Source organism: Methanomassiliicoccales archaeon (genome assembly GCA_035527755.1).
Classification (GTDB): domain Archaea; phylum Thermoplasmatota; class Thermoplasmata; order Methanomassiliicoccales; family UBA472; genus UBA472.
The window spans coordinates 127423-146167 of record DATKZX010000008.1; the positions used below are offsets into that span (position 1 = coordinate 127423).

21 protein-coding genes are annotated in these 18745 nt (G+C 55.0%); 15 read left to right on the plus strand and 6 right to left on the minus strand.

Going from position 1 to position 18745, the window contains the following annotated elements:
- Positions 1-21 precede the first annotated feature (21 nt).
- On the plus strand, positions 22-639 hold the full coding sequence (locus VMW85_03865) for a translation initiation factor IF-2 subunit beta (protein HUT27164.1): 618 nt from the start codon (positions 22-24) through the stop codon (positions 637-639).
- On the opposite strand, the gene VMW85_03870 is transcribed toward VMW85_03865, so the two are convergent.
- On the minus strand, positions 640-1143 hold the full coding sequence (locus tag VMW85_03870; GenBank protein ID HUT27165.1) for a hypothetical protein: 504 nt from the start codon (positions 1141-1143) through the stop codon (positions 640-642).
- A gap of 102 nt (positions 1144-1245) precedes the next feature.
- Here VMW85_03870 and VMW85_03875 point away from each other — a divergent pair, with 102 nt between their 5' ends.
- The 4 genes from VMW85_03875 to VMW85_03890 are packed head-to-tail and all read left to right on the plus strand — an operon-like array spanning position 1246 to position 3582.
- Positions 1246-2157: a presenilin family intramembrane aspartyl protease PSH gene (locus tag VMW85_03875; protein ID HUT27166.1), complete on the plus strand. Its 912-nt coding sequence runs from the start codon at positions 1246-1248 to the stop codon at positions 2155-2157.
- Positions 2158-2188: 31 nt separating this feature from the next.
- Positions 2189-2836 carry a metallophosphoesterase gene (locus VMW85_03880; protein HUT27167.1) on the plus strand — a complete coding sequence of 216 codons (648 nt, stop codon included), beginning with the start codon at positions 2189-2191 and terminating at the stop codon, positions 2834-2836.
- A gap of 52 nt (positions 2837-2888) precedes the next feature.
- On the plus strand, positions 2889-3272 hold the full coding sequence (locus tag VMW85_03885) for a 30S ribosomal protein S8e (GenBank protein HUT27168.1): 384 nt from the start codon (positions 2889-2891) through the stop codon (positions 3270-3272).
- Positions 3273-3288: 16 nt separating this feature from the next.
- On the plus strand, positions 3289-3582 hold the full coding sequence (locus tag VMW85_03890; protein HUT27169.1) for a signal recognition particle subunit SRP19/SEC65 family protein: 294 nt from the start codon (positions 3289-3291) through the stop codon (positions 3580-3582).
- Here the strand turns inward: VMW85_03890 and VMW85_03895 are convergent.
- Complete coding sequence (locus VMW85_03895) at positions 3570-3860, minus strand: DUF211 domain-containing protein (protein ID HUT27170.1); 291 nt, start codon at positions 3858-3860, stop codon at positions 3570-3572. The two genes, VMW85_03890 and VMW85_03895, sit on opposite strands and share 13 nt — an antisense overlap.
- Before the next feature lie 95 nt (positions 3861-3955).
- Here VMW85_03895 and VMW85_03900 point away from each other — a divergent pair, with 95 nt between their 5' ends.
- Genes VMW85_03900 through VMW85_03910 form a run of 3 tightly spaced genes read left to right on the plus strand, consistent with a single transcriptional unit; the run spans position 3956 to position 6855 of the window.
- A complete protein-coding gene (locus VMW85_03900) occupies positions 3956-5389 on the plus strand; it encodes an NAD(P)H-hydrate dehydratase (protein ID HUT27171.1) in 1434 nt (477 codons plus the stop codon).
- Positions 5389-6075 carry a metallophosphoesterase family protein gene (locus VMW85_03905; GenBank protein ID HUT27172.1) on the plus strand — a complete coding sequence of 229 codons (687 nt, stop codon included), beginning with the start codon at positions 5389-5391 and terminating at the stop codon, positions 6073-6075. The genes VMW85_03900 and VMW85_03905 overlap by 1 nt, the downstream gene beginning before the upstream one ends.
- Positions 6076-6855, plus strand: coding sequence for a phosphoesterase (locus tag VMW85_03910; protein ID HUT27173.1), 780 nt, complete (start codon positions 6076-6078; stop codon positions 6853-6855).
- Between the two features lie 113 nt (positions 6856-6968).
- Here the strand turns inward: VMW85_03910 and VMW85_03915 are convergent, their stop codons facing one another.
- Genes VMW85_03915 through VMW85_03930 form a run of 4 tightly spaced genes read right to left on the minus strand, consistent with a single transcriptional unit; the run spans position 6969 to position 13014 of the window.
- A complete protein-coding gene (locus VMW85_03915) occupies positions 6969-8483 on the minus strand; it encodes a Ni/Fe hydrogenase subunit alpha (GenBank protein ID HUT27174.1) in 1515 nt (504 codons plus the stop codon).
- 5 nt (positions 8484-8488) lie between these two features.
- On the minus strand, positions 8489-9508 hold the full coding sequence (locus tag VMW85_03920) for an oxidoreductase (GenBank protein ID HUT27175.1): 1020 nt from the start codon (positions 9506-9508) through the stop codon (positions 8489-8491).
- Positions 9509-9532: 24 nt separating this feature from the next.
- Positions 9533-9988, minus strand: coding sequence for a hydrogenase iron-sulfur subunit (locus tag VMW85_03925; GenBank protein HUT27176.1), 456 nt, complete (start codon positions 9986-9988; stop codon positions 9533-9535).
- Positions 9988-13014 carry a CoB--CoM heterodisulfide reductase iron-sulfur subunit A family protein gene (locus tag VMW85_03930; GenBank protein HUT27177.1) on the minus strand — a complete coding sequence of 1009 codons (3027 nt, stop codon included), beginning with the start codon at positions 13012-13014 and terminating at the stop codon, positions 9988-9990. The genes VMW85_03925 and VMW85_03930 overlap by 1 nt, the downstream gene beginning before the upstream one ends.
- Before the next feature lie 507 nt (positions 13015-13521).
- On the opposite strand from VMW85_03930, the gene VMW85_03935 reads away from it, so the two are divergent.
- The 7 genes from VMW85_03935 to rrp41 all read left to right on the plus strand — a co-directional run bounded on the left by VMW85_03935 (position 13522) and on the right by rrp41 (position 18744).
- Positions 13522-14214, plus strand: a complete 693-nt coding sequence (locus tag VMW85_03935; protein HUT27178.1) for a zinc ribbon domain-containing protein — start codon at positions 13522-13524, stop codon at positions 14212-14214.
- A gap of 56 nt (positions 14215-14270) precedes the next feature.
- Positions 14271-15338, plus strand: a complete 1068-nt coding sequence (gene ftsZ / locus VMW85_03940; GenBank protein ID HUT27179.1) for a cell division protein FtsZ — start codon at positions 14271-14273, stop codon at positions 15336-15338.
- 10 nt (positions 15339-15348) lie between these two features.
- Positions 15349-15654: a hypothetical protein gene (locus VMW85_03945; GenBank protein HUT27180.1), complete on the plus strand. Its 306-nt coding sequence runs from the start codon at positions 15349-15351 to the stop codon at positions 15652-15654.
- Positions 15655-15752: 98 nt separating this feature from the next.
- Positions 15753-16475, plus strand: coding sequence for an archaeal proteasome endopeptidase complex subunit alpha (psmA, locus tag VMW85_03950; protein HUT27181.1), 723 nt, complete (start codon positions 15753-15755; stop codon positions 16473-16475).
- A 12-nt stretch (positions 16476-16487) separates the two neighbouring features.
- Positions 16488-17183, plus strand: coding sequence for a ribosome assembly factor SBDS (locus VMW85_03955; GenBank protein HUT27182.1), 696 nt, complete (start codon positions 16488-16490; stop codon positions 17181-17183).
- 31 nt (positions 17184-17214) lie between these two features.
- Positions 17215-17898 (plus strand): exosome complex RNA-binding protein Rrp4, encoded by a 684-nt coding sequence (gene rrp4 / locus VMW85_03960; protein HUT27183.1) that lies wholly within the window; start codon positions 17215-17217, stop codon positions 17896-17898.
- Positions 17899-17907: 9 nt separating this feature from the next.
- The gene (rrp41, locus tag VMW85_03965) at positions 17908-18744 is read left to right on the plus strand and encodes an exosome complex exonuclease Rrp41 (GenBank protein ID HUT27184.1); all 837 of its coding nucleotides are present in this window, start codon (positions 17908-17910) and stop codon (positions 18742-18744) included.
- The last annotated feature ends 1 nt before the right edge of the window (position 18745 follow it).

Genomic DNA, 18745 nt, shown 5'->3' on the forward strand with positions numbered 1-18745 from the left:
GGACTTGGAGGGCTGATAGACATGTCTAATGATGATTACCTTTCACTTCTGGACCGGGCCAAGACGCAATTGCCGGAGACCATTGAGAAGCATGAGCGTTTCGTCGTCCCAGAGGCGGATGTTTTCCAAGAGGGGAAGACCACGGTCTTCCGCAACTTCGGCGACGTCGTGGATGTCCTACGGCGTGAGCCAGAGCAGATCCTTCAGTACATGCTGAGAGAACTGGGCACTCCCGGTACCATGGAGGGCCGTCGTGTCATATTCAAGACCAGGCTCACCCCGGCCCAGATAAACGACAAGATCCAAAATTTCATCGACACCTTTGTTCTTTGCTCGGAATGCGGTCGCCCTGATACGCATATCAATAAGGATGGCCGAATCCTCATTCTGGAGTGCGAGGCCTGCGGTGCTCATCGCCCGGTCAACGTCCGCAAGACCCAGAAACCCTCGGAGGAGGGACTGCGCGAAGGCGGAATCTATGAGATGATGATCGAGGACGTAGGCAAGAAGGGGGACGGTGTCGCCCGCATGTTCGACTACATCATCTACATCCCAGGAACAGCAAAAGGTTCCCGGGTGAAGGTGAAGGTGGCCAAGATCACTGGAAAGGTCGCCTACGGAAACGTCTCCTTCGAGTGATCAGCCGAAGTAACCGCAGCTGGACCGGTCGAAACCGGGGACCAGTTCGATGTCCAGCTCCCCTTCCGCCTCTTTTAGCTCACCATAGGTCACTTGGGGCAGGAATCGGGAAAGGTCGATGGCCATCTGTGTGGCCGTGTGCCCTTCGCCCAGGACCTTTCTGGATATCTGATACACCTTGTTCCGGACCTCGTCCTCGTCCATAATACCTAGGGAGTGAAGATATTCGTGCAGCAGTATGTGGAAACAGTAGGAACGATATATGGACCGGTCGGAAATGAGTAAATGGGCAAGAGGCGCTCGGTTCATAACTATGATGTTGGTCGCCACGGGATATAGACCTCCCACCATGTGAAAGCGGTTGCCTCCCATGTCCGCCAGGCCCAACATCAATCCGCCCCGGGACATTCCAGTGACCGTCTGGACCCCTTCTTTCACTGCCTCGAATATCTCTGGCAGACCATTTGCCTTTTCCAGCATCCTTAGCGCTCGACCTTCGTTCATCCTTTATATTTCTCCATGTGAGCTTTACAGCATCGTCTAATTACCTCTATCCCGCCGATTGAGCGGCAACAACGATTTATGCATTCAGGAGCATGGCCGCCCATGCGCACCGCTAGACAGTACTTGGTGATGACGGTCATGTTCCTGGCCGTCCCCATTGCCGCTCTGGCTCTTGTGCCGACGGTCCCTTCTGGTTATAGGGCGTTCCAGGACCAGAACGACCCCACCAACCCATTGTTGTATGTGGTGTTGATCCTGGTCACGACCGCGGTCATGCTCCTATTGATCAAGTGGTCCAAACTGGGGTCTCTCAAGACCATTCTCTTTGCCGCCATGGGGCTGGGGCTGTTCTCTATAAGTTCCCTCTTTATGATGCTGGCCGGTGTAGAAGAGAACATCGCCATGATCTGCGGGGTACTTCTCTCGGCATTCTTGTTATACCTATTGATAAAGCACCCTCGATGGTACGTGGTCAACGGCGCCGGATTACTGATGGGGGTCGGAGCCGCTCTGATATTGGGGCTGTCCCTGGGAATACTGCCCGCGCTACTGCTCCTGACCATGCTGGCGGTATACGATGCATTATCGGTGTACGTCACCAAGCACATGCTGACCCTGGCCGAAGGCGTGGGCGACCTGGGATTACCCATCGTGCTGGTCGTACCCGGCAGAAAGGGGGCAGAAAAGGTCAAGCTGGACCTGAAGGACCGGAGCAAGGACGCGGACAGGGAGATAATGCTCATGGGGTTGGGCGACGCAATCATACCATCGATACTGGTGATCTCAGCCGCTGCAAACCTACCTCCGCTGAGCATAAGCGAGTGGCCACAGCCGGCCATGCTGGTTGCCGTCATGACACTGATCGCGCTCACCCTCGGGTTTCTTGGGCTGATGTTGCTTATCTCCAAAGGCAGACCACAGGCGGGTCTGCCGTTCCTCAACGGCTCGGCCATCTTGGGTTTCGCCCTCTCCTATCTGTTGGTGTACCGGGACCTGGGGTTCGGCTTTGCCTGAGAAAAAAATAAATGTAGGTCCAGCTGCATAAATGTCGACCATGGGCAGGAAATATCTCGTTCTATCCGACATACACTGCCGGGATTGGGTGGCCGACCGGGCCAAGGACCTGATCAGAGAGCACTCCATGGATGCGGTGATCCTGCTCGGGGACATCACTCATTTCGGTCCGCCGCAATGGGCCGGGGAGTTCATCAAGTCGCTGGGAGCGAAATGTTATGCAATTCCTGGCAACTGCGATCCACCAGGCACAATGGGCTTCATAGAAAGGAATTCCATCTCCCTACACGCCCGAAAGGTTATGGTGGACGGCGTGATCTGGGGAGGTTTGGGAGGTTCCAATCCGACCATATTCAAGACCCCGTTCGAGATGCCAGAGGAGGAGATCGCTCGTCTCCTGTCACCAATAATGGAGACGGGGATGGTACTATTACTGCACTGTCCTCCCCATGGCATTCTTGACATGCCTTTCTCGGAGAAGCATGTAGGCAGCACGGCCATCCGTGATCTCATAGACAAGTTCAGACCCCTGGTCGTCCTATCCGGTCACATACACGAGGACCGTGGGATCGTGAAGAATGATGGCATCTGGTACATGAACCCGGGGGCGGCCAAGGACCATTACGCAGGCATGATGGAGATGGGGGAGGAGCCTTCGTTCACTCTGCTGGACCTTTAGGCTCGAAGTAATGTATTTATACACATGCCCATTTAGGAGGCAGAGGATTGCTATGGCATTGTGGCAAGGAAAGTCTAAGAGGAAGCCCACTGGCGGAAGGTTGACGCTGTCTAGAAAGAAGCGTAGGTTCGAGATAGGCAAGGAGCCGGTCTCAACCTTTGTCGGCATCGAGAAGCGCCAGGTATCAAGGGTACGCGGCGGTAACGTCAAGGTGCGTATGCTGAAGGCTCAGTTCGCAAACGTCATGGACACTGCGACCAACAAAGCTCAGAAGGCTAAGATCATCACTGTTAAGGAGAATTCTGCTAACCCTAACTACGTTCAGCGTAACATCATCACCAAAGGCGCGGTCATTCAGACCGAGCTCGGACCGGCGCTGGTAACCTCAAGACCGGGACAAGATGGTGCGATAAGCGCCATCCTGGTGAAAGAGTAGGCCCGAAGGGTTTACCATGGCCTTGGACGAAGATACCGCCTGGGTGCTTTGGCCGGAGTATTTCGACCGATCCAGGCCTAGGTCCCAAGGCCGCAAGGTGAAAAAAGGTTTGGCCATCAACAATCCTAACGTAGATGTGATCTCCTCGGCCTTGAAGCAATTAGGCCAGGAGCACAAAGTCGAGCGGGAAAAAAGTTATCCTGCCAACTGGATCTCAAAGGGTGGTAGGGTACTGGTTCAGAAAGGCCTCCCCAAATCCCAATTATTACAAAAAGTAGGGGAAGCCTTGATCAAGGCTCAGCGGTCCTGAGGCGTCTCCACTTCTTCCACCAGTTTCTTACCGGCGGAAACGCTGTCCACGGAGTGGATCACTGCCCCGGAGTCTATAATGACCTCCTCCACATCCTCGAAGTTTATGGCAATTCCCTCGATGGTGATCTTGATGCTCTCGGTCTCCTGGTCCACCTCATCCAGGGTACAGTTGACCCCAGAGACCCCCTCCACTACGCTCAATCTATTGGCTAGATCGATTATCGAAGGGTGGTGCGGTTTCAGAACATCGAGTACAAGCCTTTTAATTTCAGACATATAGGATTCTTCCAGCGATAAAATGGAATTCTGATATAAATCGATTGTTGGTATGTTTGGAAACCATTAATCCTATTTACGGCTATGAGGTCATCATGATGAAATGGGAGGAGGTCAAGGTCCTCGATGCCAACTCCGAACACCTAGGGATATCCACCGAAATGCTTATGGAGAACGCAGGTTGGGCGGTAGCCCATGAGATATCCTCCCGTTTCGGTGAGGGTTTGAGGATCGCCATCGTATGCGGGCATGGCAACAATGGTGGGGATGGGGCGGTGGCAGCACGGGCATTGACCAAGATGAACGTGGTCAAGGTCCTCTTGGCGTCGTCCTCCGAGGATGCGCGAACACCGGAGGCCCGAACCAATTTTGAAAAGGTAGAGGAGCTGCATAAGGTCTTTGCCGATGATCGATTGGCGGATTATGACCTGATAGTGGATGCTTTAATGGGGGTAGGTTTAAAGGGGGTGTTAAGAGAACCTTATGCGGGAATGGTCAGAGCGATGAACGCTTGCGGTCGCCCTATCGTCTCGGTGGACATCCCTTCTGGCCTGGGCACCCAGATAGCAGTGCGACCTACACTTACAGTGACGTTCCACGCCCTCAAGGAGGGGATGACCTCAGAAAATTGCGGGGAGATCGTGATAAAGGACATCGGCATACCTGCAGATGCCGAACGATATCTGGGACCGGGGGAGATGGTATATTACCCCATACCCTCGCCAGAGGTTCATAAGGGACAGAACGGGAGGGTCCTGGTGATAGGCGGAGGGCCTTACACCGGAGCCCCGGCATTGGCCGCTCTGGGAGCTTATCGGGTGGGTGCGGACCTGGTGTTCGTCGCCTGCCCAGCGGCCATAAGGGACGTGGTGGCGTCCTACTCTCCCAATATCATCACCATCCCAATACCCGGAGATGTGCTGACCGAAGAGCACGTGGCGCAGCTCATCGACTTTGTCAAGGGGATAGATGCGGTGCTCATCGGTCCAGGATTAGGGGATGACCCCAGGACCTTGAAGGCGGTGAGGGAACTGATCCGCGACTGTTCTAAACCCATGGTGTTGGATGCCGACGCCCTAAAGGCACTCGCTGGAAACCTGGACACGTTGAAAGGAGGAACGGGGGTCCTTACGCCACATCATCGGGAACTGGAGATCCTTAGGGGTGCTGACATCCCTTCAAAGATGATGGCACGTGAGGAAGCGGCAGTGGAAATTGCCCGAGATAGCGGCTGGACCGTCCTGGTCAAGGGAAAGATCGACCTGGTCACCGACGGCGACAGGGTCAAGTACAACCGCACTGGGAACGTCGGAATGAGCGTAGGCGGTACGGGAGACGTGCTGGCTGGCATAACCGTCGGACTAATGGCCAAGAAAGTATCGCCATACAACGCCGCCCGAATGTCGGCCTTCCTCAACGGTTCCGCTGGAGATCTGGCATTCGAGAAGTATAGCTACGGACTGATGGCCACCGATCTATTGGACAGGGTGCCTCAAGTATTGAGAAGAGGATTATCCCGCACCCATTGATGAGGAATAGGATGCTGATCGCTTTCATATCCGACATACATGCCAACCTGCCCGCGTTACAGGCGGTCATGGACGATATGTCATCAAAGAACATTAGGACCGTTTTCTGTGCCGGTGACATCCTGGGCTATTACACATTTCCCGAGGAGACCATCGGGCTCCTGAAGGAGAGAAAGGTCACCTGCATTGCCGGGAACCATGACCGAGCCATCCTGGTGGGTGTGAAAGGTATGAACAGCATCGCCGCCTCGGCCATCGAGTGGACCAGACGTACCATTTCCCAAGCCTCTTTCGAATTCCTCAGGGAATTACCCAACTCCATACACCGGCCGGTGGAGGGGGTCATGACCGCAGTGCATCACGGTTCACCCCGGTTCGTGTCCGAGTACGTTTTCGAGGAGCACGTTAGCTGTGAACTGCTGGACATGGCGGGAGCCCGGTTGCTGGTACTGGGGCATACTCACGTTCCATACATAGTCGAGTTTCCTACTGGCACCGTGATCAATCCGGGATCGGTGGGACAGCCGCGGGACGGCGATCCCCGGGCCTCATACATCCTTCTGAACACCTCGGAATGGTCTTTCGAGATCGTTCGTGTGGACTACGACAGGGAACCGGTCATGAAGGCCGTGATGGATAATGGATTGCCGGAGATGTTGGCACAGAGGCTTCCTCGGGGGAGATGAATGTCCTTCGAGGTCTTTCCCATACCGGACCGACCGGTCCTGCGTATAGAGGGGGAGGAGACGGCTTTGTGCGTGGGCGATCTGCACATAGGTATCGAAGCGGACCTGCGATATCGGGGAATAATCGTACCCTCTCAGACCCACCGCATGGAGAACGAACTGAAGGAGCTGTCCGAAGGGGTGGACCGGCTCATCATCATCGGCGACGTGAAACATCAGGTCCCGGGGTCTACCCGGCAAGAGCATGTAGAGGTACCCCGCTTTTTCAACGATCTGCTGAACTTGTATCCTAGAATAGACCTGGTGAAGGGGAACCACGATACCAACATCGAGAGCATGTTGCCCTCCCGTGTGCAAGTGCACGAACAGGGAGGGATGGTGATGGGCGACATCGGTTTCGTCCACGGCCATGCCTGGCCTTCCCCCGAGGTCATGTCATGCCGCCTATTGATCATGGGGCATAATCATCCGGCAGTGATCTTCGAGGACGGCCTTCATCACAACCAGGTGGAAAGATGTTGGGTCCGGTGCCATTTCAAGGACGTTCCCAATGAACGTTATCCAAAGGTCCCTGAAGAGGCCATACTCATTCCGGCCTTCAACCGGACGCTGGGCGGAGGGCCAGTGAACCTGGAAAAGCCCCGTATGTTAGGACCTTTGCTGGGGAACGAACTTCTCGATCTGGAGAACGGAAAGGTGTACCTAATGGACGGGCTGTTCCTGGGCACGGTCTCATCATTGAGGGTGAAGAGAAGAGGTTACTTCCGGTTAGAGGATTGATCGGTTAGCGAACGACCAGTGATATTGTTTCAAAGTTCAACACCACTTTTTTCCATATACGCTAAATTTCTGAAAAATAAAAAGAAAAGGGAAAAAGATTTGTTCGAAGGGGTTTAGAAGTTCTTGGCCAACTTCTTGTAGACCGAGCCGTCCGCCTTCCTGATGGTCGCCTGCATTGGCATCTGGCCAGGCAGGGTGTGCGTGGCACAGGAGTTGCAGGGGTCATAGGCGCGGTAGGCCATTTCCACGGCGTTCAGCAGTCCGTCGGAGACCATCCAGTCCTTGATAAGAGCGGTGGCCGCCTTCCTTACGCTGAGGTTGATGGGGGCGTTGTTGTTGGTGGTCCCTACGACCAGGTTGACATCTGTGGTGATGCCCTCGGGGTCCGACTTGTAGTGGTGGAACAAGGTTCCACGGGGTGCCTCCAATATGCCTACTCCCTCGTCGGGGGTCTTGACCGGGGTGCGTATGTCCTTACCGGTGATCCTTGGGTCCTGGGTAAGCTCTACTAACCTCTCGGAAGCGTACAGCATCTCTATGACCCTGGCCCAATGCATGGCCATGGTGTGCTGTATGGGACCCTTGACGCCCAGGTCGCGGAAGGTTCCGAAATACTTATCGTACTCGGCCTGCGCCAACGGGGTGGTGAATCCCTTCGAGACGTTCAATCTGGACGAGGGCGTGGCACGGTATATACCGCTGTCCTTTCCATCGACCAGTCCCTTCCAGCCAACCGGCTTGAAGTAGCAGAACTTCTCGTAGGACCACGGCAGGGTGTGCTCGGCGATGTACTTGGTGTAGTCCTTACCAGTGAACTTGGCCACCTCTTCACCGCTGGGGGAGATCATCTTCTGCATTCCGTCGTAGAAATTGATCCTGTCGTTCTTGTCGACGGTACCCAGGTGGTAGGTCTCGTGATAGTAGATGTTCGGGTCCGCTATCAGCGCCAGATAGTCCTTGTTCTTCAGCACAACATCCGCGAAAAGCTGGTTGGTGAACTTGGAGAACTCGATGCAGGACTTACCCATGGCCTCGATCTTAACCCTCTCGTCCTCGCTCATGCTCTTGGAGAAACCGCCGGGAATGCCGCACACTGGGTGAGTGGCCTTACCGCCGAGCATCTCCTGGATCTTCTGAGCGTATGATCGGTGCTTGATGACCTCTCCGCCGATCTCCACGCCGACCGCCGCCACGACACCGAGAATGTTCCTCTCGGCCGCCGGGGCGCCCGGACCCAATACGAAGTCCGCCGCCGCCAAGGCGTAGAAGTGGGCGATGTGACTGTGGATGAAGTGGGCCATGTAGAAGACCTCCCTGAGCAGCTTCGCCGTCTCCGGGGGATCCGCATGGAACACGTTATCCAAGGCCTTCGTCGAGCATAGGTGGTGGGCACCGGGGCACACACCGCAAAGTCTAGATGTTAGCTTGTTCAGCTCGTCCACGGACCTCCCGATGCAGAACTTCTCGAAACCCCTCAGTTCTGGAACCTGCCAGTAGGCGTTGGCAACGTTGCCGTTGTCGTCCAGGAAGATCTCGATCTTCCCGTGACCTTCCAGCCTGGTGATGGGGTCGATGGTGATCCGCTTCTCGGTGGTCTTGGTGGGGGTATCCATTAATATGGGGCTCATTTGTTTCAGGCCTCCTTTGAAGCTACGAAAGGCTTCCGTTCCTTGACCTTCCGTTTGATGATCGATGCTGGCATGGTGAATGCATAGAAGGTTCCCAGCGGGTCCTTGACTTGAGCCATCAGCTCCAGGATGTTATCCTCGGAGAGCTGGGATTCATCATTGCCTATGGAGAAGATCGAAGCCAATGCGCTGAGCATGCTTCCACCCTGGTCCATGACCTCGGCGGTCGGTCCCATGCAGCCACGGCAAGGCTGGTTGGCCGCGAGGCACTTCGCCCCGCAACCGGCCCTGGTGGACGGTCCCAGGCATATGACTCCCTGGTCCAGCATGCACTTTTCGGGATCGATGTCGATATCGAAAGGCATGTTGATCTTATCCACCTTCTTCATGGTCCTGGTCCTGGGGCATTCGTCACAAAGCGCTTTCTGGGAGGCGATCACGGAGCCCTTAGGGGGCAACGGGGCGCCTTCCTTGACGTGCTTCTCCACTATGTCCAGGAACTCTTTGATCAAGTTGGTGGTCGGCGGGCAGCCTGGCATAAAATAATCGACGTCGATGACCTGGTCTAAGGTCAGGACGGTGTCATAGAGCAGGGGTAGGGTCACTTCCCCCTCGGGGGCCTGGTAGCTTACCTGAGGGTAGACCTTCTCCACGTTGTCCGATGTGGGTGTCTTCGTGTACACATACTCTAAGAGATCCTTCCTGTTGGTCACGTTCGCCAGTCCGGGAATTCCTCCGAAGCAGGCGCAGGAACCGAATGAGACCACTATCTGGGATTTTCGTCTCAGTAGCTTGGCCACATGCTCGTTCTCACTGCTTCTCACTGCCCCGTTGTATAACGTGGCGGTGATGTAACCATCAGGCATCGCCTCGACGTCCTTGAGCTTGGCATCCACGGCGATCGGCCAGAAAACGATATCAGCCATCTCGGCCACGCCTAGGATCTTCTCATCAATGTCTAGCAGGGCCACATCGCAGCCTCCGCAACCGGCACCCCAATATTGTGCGATCCTTATCTTTGCCATTTGTTTACCTCCTTAGGGTGAGAATCACTCCTCGTTTATGGGGTTCGGCCCCATTTCAGTTACAGTCTGGTTGAACTCCTTGATCGTCTGCTGGAACTTGATCCCCTCAGATGCGGAGACCCATTCCAGTTTCAGGCGATCAGGGTTAAAGCCATATTGCTCCAACAGCACGCGGAGCAGGGCGATCCTCCTCCTGGTACGGTAGTTGCCGCCGATGTAGTGACAGTCGGCGGGGTGGCAGCCTAGGACCAGAACACCGTCGGCCCCCTTGGCGAAGGCACGCAGGACGAACTCGGGGTCCACCCTGGCGGAGCACATGGTCCTGATGACCCGGAAGTTGGTAGGCATTTGCAGCCTGGAAACCCCGGCCAGGTCGGCCCCGGCATAGGAGCACCAGTTACAGCAGAACACCAACAGTTTGGGTTCCCATGCCCCGGCCTCTGCGGCAGGGGCGCTCTCGGCTTGAGCTTGGTCAGACATTACTTACCACCTCCAACCAGGGCAGAGTCGATCTGCGCATACATCTGGTTGTTCTTGAAGCCCTTCTGCTCCAACGCTCCGGAGGGGCAGGCGGCCACGCAAGTTCCACATCCCATGCACAGACCTTCGTTGATGACCGCCTTGCGCTTCTCGTCTTTGGCTGGGTCACCGACTATGGTGATGGCCTTGTACTCGCAGACCGGCTCGCATATGCCGCAGCCGTTGCAGACCGTCTCGTTCACCGCGGCGATTATGCCTTGGGTCTCCAGATGTTCCTTGGAGATGATGGTCATAGCCCTGGAAGCTGCACCGGAGGCCTGAGCCATGGACTCATCGATGAACTTCGGCCAGTGGGCCAGTCCAGCTAGGTAGATACCAGCGGTGGCGAAGTCGACCGGCCTCAGTTTCATGTGTGCCTCAAGGAAATATTTGTCCTTGCTCAACGGGACCTTGCATATCTTGGCCAGATCCTCGTTATCATCGTTGGGTCGGATACCGACGCTGAGCACCAACATATCAGGTGTCAGCTGGACAGGGGCGCCTAGCACCACATCGTCCACCAGGACCTTCATGGCGTTTCCGTCCATGGTCATTTCAGGCATCTTGTTCTCCGGGAAACGGATGAACTTGACACCCAGCTCGCCAGCCTCCTTGTACAGGATCTCCCTGAAGCCATAGGTCCTTATGTCCTTGTGCAGGACGTATACCTGGGCCTTGGGGTCCCTCTTCTTGATCTCGATGGCGTTCTTGACCGCCTTGGAGCAGCAGACACGGCTGCAATAGGGGGCCTCGTCGTTCCTAGAACCGACGCACTGGATCATGACCACGGTCTTGGCGTCGAACTTGCCGTCGACCATTACCTTCTCCAGTTCGTTCTGGGTGACCACTCCCTTGGCCTTGCCGTACATGTACTCCGTGGGCTCGTATGCCTTGGCCCCGGTAGCGACCACGATGGCGCCGGTCTCCAGCTCTTTGCCGCCGGTTACCTTCACCTTGAAGTTACCGACGAAGCCGGTCACATCCTCCACCCTGGTGTTCGTGTGAACGGTGATCTTGTCGTTGGCGCGCACCTTGGACTCCAGGTCCTTGATGTACTGCCTGGGAGAGATACCTTCCTCAGCGGTGTACAGATTGTTCATCTGTCCGCCCATGACACCAGTGGCCTCCACTATGTCGACCTTGAATCCTTGGGCAGCGATGTCCATAGCGGCGGTCATACCGGCCAGTCCACCGCCGACCACGACGGCGGAATGGGTGACTGCCAGCTTGGACTTGCTCAAAGGCTCGAGGAACCGAGATTTCGCGATGGCCATCCTGGTAAGATCACTGGCCTTCTGGGTGGCCTTCTCCGGCTCATGCATGTGGATCCAGGAGCACTGGTCACGGATGTTGGCCATCTCAAAGAGGAACGGGTTCAATCCCGCTTCCTTGATGGTGCTCTGGAATAGCGCTTCATGCGTCCTTGGGGTGCATGATGAGACCACTACGCGATTCAGCTTATGCTCCTTGATCATCTGTTTTATGATCTCTTGGGTATCGGCGGAGCAGGTGTACTTGTTCTCCGCGGCGTAGACCACATTGGGCAGGGTCTTGACATAGTCGACCACCGAGGGGACGTCCACAGTTCCACGGATGTTGATCCCGCAGTCGCAGACGAACACACCGATGCGGGGTTCCTGACCGGTCACGTCGATCTCAGGGGTCTCCTTGACCACAGTATCGATGCTCACCCTGTTGACGAACACATGTGCCCCGGCCTTGGCCGCGGCACCGCTGGCCTCAGCAACGGTGGTGGGAATGTCCTTGGGGGCGCTGAAGGCGCCAGTGACATAGATACCTTTCCTGGAGGTCTCCAGGGGGCTGTAGACGCCGGTCTGGCAGAAGCCGAAATCGTTCAGCTTGAAGCCCAACCTGTCGGCCAATGCCTTGGCCTGTGCCGGAGGCTGGAAACCAGCGGATAGAACGACCAGGTCGAACTCCTCGGCCAAGATGTTGGCGCCGTCACTGTACCGCAGAAGCAGATTGTTGCCCTCGGTCTCATCAACGGAGGCCACGCGGGTTCCGCGGTGCATCTTGATGCCGTATTCGCCCTCGGCCCTCTTGGCATAGTCTTCGAACTCCTTGCCGAAGGCCCTAACGTCCATGAAGAATATGGTGGACTTCAGACCAGTGGAATGCTCCCCGGCGATTATGGCCTGCTTGAGCGCGTACATGCAGCAGACGGACGAGCAGAAGGGATTACCGACCTTCTCGTCCCTGGAACCGACGCACTGGATGAATGCCACCTTCTTGGGGGTCTGATGATCTGAAGGTCTGACAACGTGTCCCTGGTAGGGACCGGTGGCGCTTAGAACCCTCTCGAACTCCAGGCTGTTGAGCACGTTCTTGAACTCCTTGTACCCGTACTCCTTCTTCAGGCGGGCATCGAACAGCTCGTAACCAGGTGCGAGAACTACGGCACCCACGTTGATCTTCACGATCTCTTCCTTCATCTCGTAATCGATAGCGTCAGCGGGGCAGACCTTCTTGCAGTTGCCGCACTTCCCCTTGGTGAGGAAAAGGCAATGCTCGGCGTCGATGGCGTATTTCATCGGGACGGCCTGAGCATAGGCCACATAGATGGCCTTCCTGTTCATCAATCCCAACTCATACTCGCTGGAGACCTTGGACGGACACTTTTCCGCACAAATTCCACAACCGACGCATCTGTCCTCCCGGACGTACCGGGGCTTTTTCTTCAATGTCACGGTGAAATTGCCGGCCTCTCCTTCAACGCCCATGACCTCTGTCAAGGTCATCATGCTGATCATGGGATGCCTGGATGCTTCCACAAGTTTAGGAGATAGGATACACATCGAACAGTCGTTGGTCGGGAAGGTCTTATCCAACTGAGACATGACCCCGCCGATGCTGGCCTTGTTCTCAACCATATAGACCTTGAATCCCGACTCAGCTAGGTCCAGTGAGGTCTGGACACCGCCAATGCCTCCCCCTACCACCAAAACAGAACCGCTTTTAGAATTCATTGTTGCTCCTCCTTTAATATCTTCTTTTGATCCCTTGGACGATTGTTCGCCTTTCGAGTCCTTTTTGAACAATCCACCAAATATTGACTTCAAACCGCTCAGTTTCCTCACCCTCCAAATTGTTAAACCCCATTCCTAATCAGAATACAAGATTCCATTTCCCTACAACCTATGTTCCAACCCCCTAGAGGTGAATGGGACCCTCCGGAAATCGTTATTGCCGGCGGCTGGTCCAGATGGGAATCGAGCCCTGCATTCGGAGCAGTTCCGCCATAATTACTATGTCCATATTTCAATATTTTGAATACAGTCGTGGGAAAGGACATGGTAACTCGTCAACGCATTTTATTTAAGAGCTTTTCGCTTTTATAGTTTCTTTTTTCGGAACAATTAGGTTGATTGTAAGGGAAATGGCGAATGATTCAGGATATCGATGCGTCTTCGTCCATGTTCGATTTTAATAATCGGATGATAAATCATATAAATGCAAAAGCGGTGGGTTTCAAGATGTTCTGGACCTTGTTCTTGGGATCGGTCGGTGTCTCCGCCGTCGTACCCCTTTATTACATAATAACTAAAAGGAACAAGGCCGGGATAAAAGGATGGACCTTTCACGAGGATCGCATAAAACCCTTGAGCAGGACGGAGGTCAGAGTACGTATCCGACCCGTACGTGGGGAGGGTGTAATATGTCAGATATGTATGGGGAGATTAAAGCCAGGCCTCCCCCATTTCAAATGTGAATGTGGAAAGGTGTTCCATATAACCTGCCTGAAACGGACCACGTTCTGTCCATATTGTCAACATAACTACCTACCTAGGGAGGTGGAGGAGGGCGCCACATACCCTGACATGGAGAGCATGGAATGTCCCGTGTGTAAACGATCGGTCTACAAGGATTCAGGCAGATGTGAGTGCGGGGCGATCATCGCCGATGAGGAGGGGCGATTCTACTGTCCGGGATGCGGAACGCAGATCGATGAAGGAGAGAACGAGTGTCCGCACTGCGCCGAACGTTTCGAGGATATTAATTTGATACAATGCCCCTTCTGCGGCCGTATCTTCGATGAGGGGAGGGGAATATGCGAATGCGGAACGTTCTTGAGCGAGGTCTGCCCCGATTGCGGAGTGCGCCTTTCGTCGGAGGACCGGTCCTGCCCTTCCTGCGGCATCAGGTTCGAGCTCGTGGAAGTGTGTTGAACACGGGCGCTGGTATTCCTTGACTTTTTATACTTTATAGAATATTCATAAAACGGGTGGGTGCCATTTGCCCTTTATTTGATAATCTGTTCCAGAAGGAAGGGGAGCAAGCTCCGTCGGCATCATGTGCCGATGACGAAGAACTGATGCGTCTAGTTGAGTCGCTGAAGATCAAGATCTCCATCATCGGTTGCGGAGGGGGCGGTTCCAATACTGTCCGCAGAATGCACCAGGGAAATGTTGAGGGAGTGAACCTGGTAGCCTTAAACACAGATGCTAGGCATCTGCTGTCCATACAAGCGCCGCACAAGATCCTCATTGGCAGAAGCATGACCAAGGGGTTGGGCTCTGGCTCGATCCCCGAAATAGGTCAGAGGGCCGCAGAGGAGTCCGAGAACGAGATCTGGAAGCACGTTGACGGACAGAACATAGTCTTCGTAGTGGCTGGAATGGGCGGAGGGACCGGCACAGGCTCCGCTCCAGTGGTGGCGGAGATGGCCAAAAAGGCCGGCGCGCTTACAATTGGGGTGGTCACCCTGCCGTTCAGGGCCGAAGGCACCGTCCGTATGACCAATGCCATCAAGGGATTGGAGCGGTTGAAGGAAAAGTGCGACACGACCATCGTTCTGCAGAACGACCGTCTACTGGAACTGGTGCCAAAACTGCCCTTGGAAGCGGCCTTCCGCGTCACCGACGAGGTGCTCATGCAGAGCATCAGGGGGATCACCGATGCCCTTACCAAGCCCGGCCTGGTCAACATCGATTTCAATGATCTATTGACGATCATGCGCAACGGTGGCATGGCCCTTATAGGGCTGGGCGAATCGAGCGAGTATGGCCAACGCGCTGAGGCATGCATCGAGGACGCCTTGTCGTCACCAATGCTAGGTTCGATCGACATCAAGCAGGCCAAAGGAGCTTTGGTCCGAGTGGTGGGAGGGGATGACCTGACCGTCACCGAGGCCGAAAAGTCCGCCCTGCTGGTGAGCGAAGCGGTCGACCCGCGGGCCCGTATCATCTGGGGCTGCGCGGTCAATCCCGACCTCAGTGGGAGCATGAGGGTGCTGGTGGTCTTGACCGGGGTCAAGTTCAACAGTATCGTTGATTCGATTAAGGGGAAATGAGGCTCGGCCGATGGTGGTGAAGGAAAAGCGCGGCAGGCGTCGCTACGTGGCTTTCAAGACCGATCGGAAGGCGTCGGACGAGGAATTGCTAGCGACCCTGACCTCGACCTTCTCCCCTATGGGGATCAAGGTCCCTAAAATAATTCAGTTCGACGGGTCAAAGGGAATATTTCGTTGCTCGCCTAAGGACAAGGACCGGATCTTGAACGCATTGGTCGCGCGGTCAGGTTTCGGACTATCGATAGTCACTCTGAGCACCTCCGGGACTCTCATAACCCTTCGGGAAAAATATTTCATCGTGGATGAACGCCGGTGATGACTGGACCGGGATACATTCCCTCCGAATAATCCCCAATAAATATATAGGTCTTGATAACTTAGGTGGCGTGAGTCGAAGATAATTGGAGTGATTTAATGCAACCAGGACAGATGGCATATGACCGAGCCATAACGGTTTTTTCTCCTGACGGGCGACTTTTTCAAGTGGAATATGCTCGAGAGGCTGTAAAGCGCGGCACCACCACCGTCGGCCTGAAGTTTAAGGATGGTGTGGTCCTCATCGTTGATAAGAGGATCGCCAGCCGCCTGATGGAGCCCAAATCAATTGAAAAGATTTTCCAGATCGATCACCACATTGGCTGCGCCACCTCGGGATTGGTGGCCGACGCCAGGATCCTTGTGGATCAGGCCAGGGTAATGGCCCAGATCAATAAGATCACCTACGACGAAAGAGCGGGAGTGGAAGATCTGGTCAAGAGGATCTGTGATTACAAGCAGAACTATACCCAATATGGGGGAGTTCGCCCCTTCGGCACCGCACTGCTGGTGGCGGGGGTTGACGATGCAGGTGAACATCTTTTCGAGACCGATCCCAGCGGGGCTTTGATATCATACAAGGCAGGCAGCATCGGCGCCGGTCGCAACGTGGTCATGGAGGTCTTCGAGGAGGATTACCAGGAAGGGATGTCCATGGAGGACGCTGTCGGACTCGGACTCAAGGCTTTGAAGAAGGCCACGGAGGAGGAGAAGCTCAACCCCAAGGCCGTGGAGATCGGTGTTGTCCGCCACGGAGAGAACTTCCGCCGCCTGGACGAGGCTGAGGTGGAAACCTTCATCGCCAAGGTCAACTCGGAGTGAGCTGGAGAGCAGATGGTAGACCTGGAAGAGGCGATTGTCGCTCGCCTGGAGTCTCACGGCGAATCATTTGAGGTTCTCATAGACCCTAAGGTGGTCAACCACATCAGGGATGGGAAGGAGGTCGAGTTGATAGACTATATGGTCATCGACGAGATCTTCAAGAACGCCCATAAGGGCACCCGTGCCTCTGAAGATAAACTCAAAGAGGTCTTCAAGACCCTCGACCCAGCCGAGATCGCCAAGATCATCATTCTGAAGGGAGAGGTGCAGCTCACCGCCCAACAGCGCAAGGAGATGCTGGAGAGCAAGCGGCTCCGCATCATCGCTACCATTGCTCGTAATGCTATCAACCCCCAGACCGGGGGACCGCACACCGCGCAACGCATAGAGATGGCCATGGAAGAGGCCAAGGTCCATATTGACGCCTTTAAACCGGTGGACCTGCAGGTCCAGCATGTTTTGGACAAACTACGACCTCTGATCCCCATACGTTTCGACAAGATACGAATCGCCATCAGGCTAAAGGCCGACGAGTACGCGCGATGCTTCGAGGACATGACCGAGATGGGGAAGGTCTCTAAGGAAGAATGGCAGAAGAACGGGGATTGGATCGGTGTCGTAGAGATCCCCGCAGGTCTGAGGGACGACCTGTTCCACCGGCTTAACGCCAAGACGCATGGCACGGTGGAGACCAAGCAATTGAGATGACACCATATATTAGATTCCAAGAGTTGATTAAATGAATAACGAGAGCTTTACCAGAGAACTGGTGCTACCCGGTGATGAATTGGACACCGGGACCATGAAGCCCGGTGAGGGAACCTACGTCCACGACGGAAAGATCTTCGCCGCCATGTTGGGCATCAAGAACGTAAAATCCAATTTTGTGAACGTCATCCCCCTGGGAGGCCGGTACATTCCCGCCCCTGGAGATATGATCATCGGCAAGGTGATGGACATCGGTCCCTCCAACTGGTTGATCGACATATTCTCACCATACCCCGCCCCACTGCATGTCAACGAGGTGCCTTGGAGGGTGGAGTTCGGGGACACCGCCCGGTACCTGGGGATAGGCGATACTTTGCTTGCCAAGGTTCTAATGGTTGACGAGACAAAACGTGTGCAGGTGACCATGAAGGAGCAGGGGCTGCGCAAGCTCCAGGGCGGACAGATCGTGGAGATCGCCCACAGCAAGGTTCCCCGGGTCATCGGCAAGAACGGGTCCATGATCCAGATGATCAAGACCTACACCAACTGCCGTATATTCATCGGACAGAACGGTAGGATATGGATGGACGGGAACATGGAAGATATGGTTCACGCCGTACAGGCAATTAAGATGATAGACGAGGGAGCGCAGACCCTGAAACTGACCGAGCGGGTGAAGGAATTCCTGGAATCGGTATATCGCAAGGAAGAATGAGGTGTTTTAATGGGTGGAAATTCTGATATGAAGCTCATCGATGAAAACGGTATTAGGACAGACGGTCGGAAGGTGGATGAGCTCCGGCCAATCAAGATCGAGGCCGGAGTGCTCAAGAACGCCGATGGCTCAGCGTACGTGGAGGTAGGAAAGAACAAGGTATTGGCAGCGGTGTACGGACCAAGGGAATGTCACCCCCGCCACATGCAGAACCCTGCCAAGGCTATCATACAGTGTAGATACAATATGATCTCCTTTTCGGTGTCTGACCGCAAGAGGCCGGGCCCGGACCGAAGGTCGGTGGAGATATCCAAATTGATTTCCGAGGCGTTGGATTACGTGGTGTTCACTGAGAACTACCCCCGTACCTCCATTGATGTATACATAGAGGTTTTGCAGGCCAACGCCGGTACAAGATGCGCTGGATTGACCGCAGCCGCCGTGGCTTTGGCTGATGCAGGCATTCCTATGAGGGACATCGTGCCCTCCGTTGCCGTCGGGAAGGTCAACGACACCGTGGTCCTGGACCTCAACAAGGAGGAGGACAATTTCGGTCAGGCGGACCTGCCTATCGCCATGATCCCTAGGACCGGAGAGGTCCTATTGATGCAGATGGACGGGCACCTGACCAAGGCCGAGTTCGACCAAGCCATGGAGATGGGGATCAAAGCCTGTAAGGAGATATATGAAGTACAGAAGGACGCCCTTCGCCGCCGCTACGCCATAGTGAATGGTGAGGGCGATGAAGAGTCCAAGGAAGAGCCTGTGGAAGAGCCTATGGAAGAGTCCAAGGAAGAGCCTGTGGAAGAGTCCACGGACCAACCCGAAATGACCGAGGAGGATTGAA